The organism is Piscirickettsia litoralis, from assembly GCF_001720395.1.
GTDB classification, from domain to species: domain Bacteria; phylum Pseudomonadota; class Gammaproteobacteria; order Piscirickettsiales; family Piscirickettsiaceae; genus Piscirickettsia; species Piscirickettsia litoralis.
Genome location: NZ_MDTU01000004.1, coordinates 146,382 through 149,755 on the forward strand (window position 1 = coordinate 146,382; position 3,374 = coordinate 149,755).

The 3,374-nt window shown below is 36.7% G+C and carries 2 protein-coding genes and 1 pseudogene; all 3 read right to left on the reverse strand.

The features are described from left to right. Positions 1-5 precede the first annotated feature (5 nt). Complete coding sequence (locus BGC07_RS17295) at positions 6-875, reverse strand: hypothetical protein (protein WP_069314309.1); 870 nt, start codon at positions 873-875, stop codon at positions 6-8. 113 nt (positions 876-988) lie between these two features. Further along, the gene (locus BGC07_RS17300) at positions 989-3,073 is read right to left on the reverse strand and encodes an SGNH/GDSL hydrolase family protein (protein ID WP_069314310.1); all 2,085 of its coding nucleotides are present in this window, start codon (positions 3,071-3,073) and stop codon (positions 989-991) included. Positions 3,074-3,151: 78 nt separating this feature from the next. Continuing rightward, positions 3,152-3,374: pseudogene (locus tag BGC07_RS17305) on the reverse strand (hypothetical protein); the annotation flags it as partial.

A 3,374-nucleotide genomic window follows, 5' to 3' on the forward strand; every position in this document is an offset into this window, starting at 1 on the left:
GCCCTCTACAATGTGGTATCACAAATAGGAAGGCTAGACGACGAACCATCAATAATTTCAATGGTATCATTTATATAATTGGAAGCAGACACACTGTTAGCACAAGAAAGACTAACATTTAAATTAGAGTTTATAATGGTATCCAGTATCTCTTTATTATTATCACTACTTTTATAAAAATTAAATTTAAGATTTACATCTTTTACGGGAAGGTTTGTTGGTATGTCTTCCTCAGAAAGATAAAAAATTCCACCAGTAGACGCTTGCCGATATAGTATCGTATTATCGCTATTTGGATTGATGATACCAGCAAGAACTAAATTTCCTGACTCCTTTTCATAAAGATAGTAATTAATGCTGGTTGTATTATCAAAAGTTATGCTCATCATATCAGAGTCCGCTGTTGAAATAGTATAGCACTGCGGAGGATTATCTCCACTTCCTGCATCCCCTTTTCCCAAAGTGACAGAATTGCTAACATCGCCATGGTTGTTTTGATAACTCGGACAAGAGAGAGAAAAAGGGATATTGCTATTATTTTGTACACCCAATGTTTCTGACCCCCCAACAGACTCATTCAAACCTATATATGAAACACCTTGATTCACATCAAGAACCAAATCAGCATCAGATACATTGCTTAAAGGCTTTTTTGAAATATAGTATGTGTCAGGAGAATGGGGGCTTCTTGTGAGTGTGTACCTTACATTGGGGTTAATTTTTGTTATAGGGTGAATCTGCTTAGAAGAACTAAGATCATACATGTACAATGGGCCTGAATAATCATTAATAATAGTTGTTATTGTATTAGCGTAACTGGCACAACTAATAAAAATAGCACCCAAAACACTTAATTTATTCAACCCTTTAATCATCGTGTAATCACCTTGATAACCTAAAATAAAACACTAAATACATACTGATATCAAACAGCTGATCTTACAAAATAAGTTGATAAAAAGTAGTACTCCACATGTAAGAGCTTTTCTTACAGATTATGCATGAAAGCATTTGTATTATAATTATATCCATTAGCCCAATCAGGCCGAGACTCCCTTGCCCAATTTAGTTGATCAATTATATCTGAGGAAGACATAGCCTCGCTATTTAACACTCCACCATAAGAAAGTATATCTTGTTGTAATTTATCATTTTTAAATGCTGAAGAATCTATTATTGTGTCCCCATCGCTCGTCATATTCCTAGATAAATTATAAAATACTTCATCTGCAGAGAGTGCGTATACCTTGCTTGAAGGATGCATGTAACCCGCAAACATAGTCTTTCCTGCATTCTCTCTGTTGTAGCCCAACTCTCCTGCAATATTTATATCTAAACTCAGACAATCATACTGTCTATTACAAGGCGATCCACCATCCGATTTAGTATAGCCAGTAAAACCTAGTATATTATAATCATTAAAATTACCATTGGACAAATTGCCCCACAATATGTTGTCACTAACGTTAGAAGGGCCATCTGAATTAATTCCATACATAGTTGGATTAGCATTAAGTGCATCTATTACAGATTTTGCTGAGTCATCAAGCACATAATTTAGTGGGCTACTTTTTAGCTTTGAAGCAACAGTTTTATTAAACACTTCCGAAAAAAGCTCAGCTGCTGGAGTATTGCGAAATAACGGGGCCAGTTGAAAATTGGGAACTTCTTCCACAAAAATAATAGGTTGAGGTTTTCCAGAACTAGAGGGAAGAGACTCTAGCTGGGCTACTTCTGCCGATAAATCATCTACTAATGTGTCAGCTGCATCTTCAGCGTCTTTGGTGGTTATCTCGTCAGACGGAGATAAGTCATTTTCATCAAAAATGTGCTTAAAATCATCCCCACCCATTAATACTCCTATAACAATTTGCTGTCCCTCAGAAATTTTCTTAGACATGGAGGGATTTGCTGCATCTAGTTCTTCCATTAAATCAGGTATATTCGGGTTGTCATTTGCGCCAGCAACTACAGGAATACCGTATTTGTCCTCCTGCACAAGATCATCAGAGGGATGATAATTATCAGATTGAGAACCTATAGGCATGATATTCGCATCAGCAACAGCATAATCATACATTGGAATACCATCTAACATCGAAAGTAAATCTACCCAATTTTCTCCATTAGCGAACCTTCCATCATAATAATCTCCTCTCGGCATACTGCCATTGCTTAAACCATATAGCATATGATTATCACTTAAACTATCACCAAACATATAGAAGTCTTTAACGTCTGATGTATTTGTTGGAGCACTGTTTATTTCTAATAGATAATCCCCTGAAATAGCATTAGGAGGAACTGATGAACTTGAATATTTCAGAGGCAAAAACTGATCAAGATTGAGGTGGAGCCACCATTTAAATTGAAAGACTTGACTCTCACCAGAAGAAATATCAAGAGGATAAGTGACTTCGCCCTGGACACTACCAGGAGTGGTACTCATAGAGTCAGGCCCTTTTTCAAGCAATTGAGTACTATCCCCCAATCCACTTGCACTAACAGTAGCTGATTTACTTTCTACAGAAGAGTACACACTACTTGGTGTAGGCCAACTCAATGCTAAAGTTGGTTGATTATACGAGCCTCCATTTACATTTAAAGTTAATTCCGTTCCTGAGAAAGAAAAGTTAGGGGGATTGTACGTAACAATCTGAATATTAGTACTTCCGAAAGCTTGAGGGTTTGATGATGCCGATGTATCATTATTGCCCAATATAGAAGCTAGCATATTATCTCTCGTATCCACAGTCTCTGATATTGGCGAAATATCAGTTCCGACTGAACTAGAAGCGGCTGGATCAAAATAAACAGACGGTCCATTCGAACTGGTTGCTGTATGAATCACTCCAAGATCACTCACGGTGGTGGCATTAAGCATTAACTTTGATGCCGTTGAATGAGCTGGAATTTTTAGATTATTCAAGTACAGATCTTGATTTGTATTGTTCACTATCCACAAGCTATGATCTGAGGCAAAGGAAATGGACGAAACTACAATTAATGGGAAAAATACACTGCTCTTTATTTTTTTAGCATCATAACAAATATAGCCCAAAATAAGAATCATGATAAGTTAAGGCCGAATCAATGTATATATGTTAATCATGAAGAAAAATTATATAGACACAAGTTTCGCACTTTTAGGCTAAGTTGTTAAAATTGCTCTCATCGATCGGCTAATACCACTTTTAATGACATCCCAGTCTTGTTGATAAAAACTGATTTTTTCATTCACTTTACGCAGGTATTTATCAATCCACGTTGAAATCGCTAAACCAATGTGATTTCTTTGTGCCCGGCCAGTGCGAGCCTGACAACACTCAATACCACACGTTTGCTTCAATTCACGATGATAGACTTCGGCACCA

What these genes read in the sequence shown, in the direction of transcription:
- BGC07_RS17295 (WP_069314309.1), bottom strand. Translation starts at nt 875, where the DNA reads ATGATTAAAGGGTTGAATAAATTAAGTGTTTTGGGTGCTATTTTTATT.
- BGC07_RS17300 (WP_069314310.1), bottom strand. Translation starts at nt 3,073, where the DNA reads ATGATTCTTATTTTGGGCTATATTTGTTATGATGCTAAAAAAATAAAG.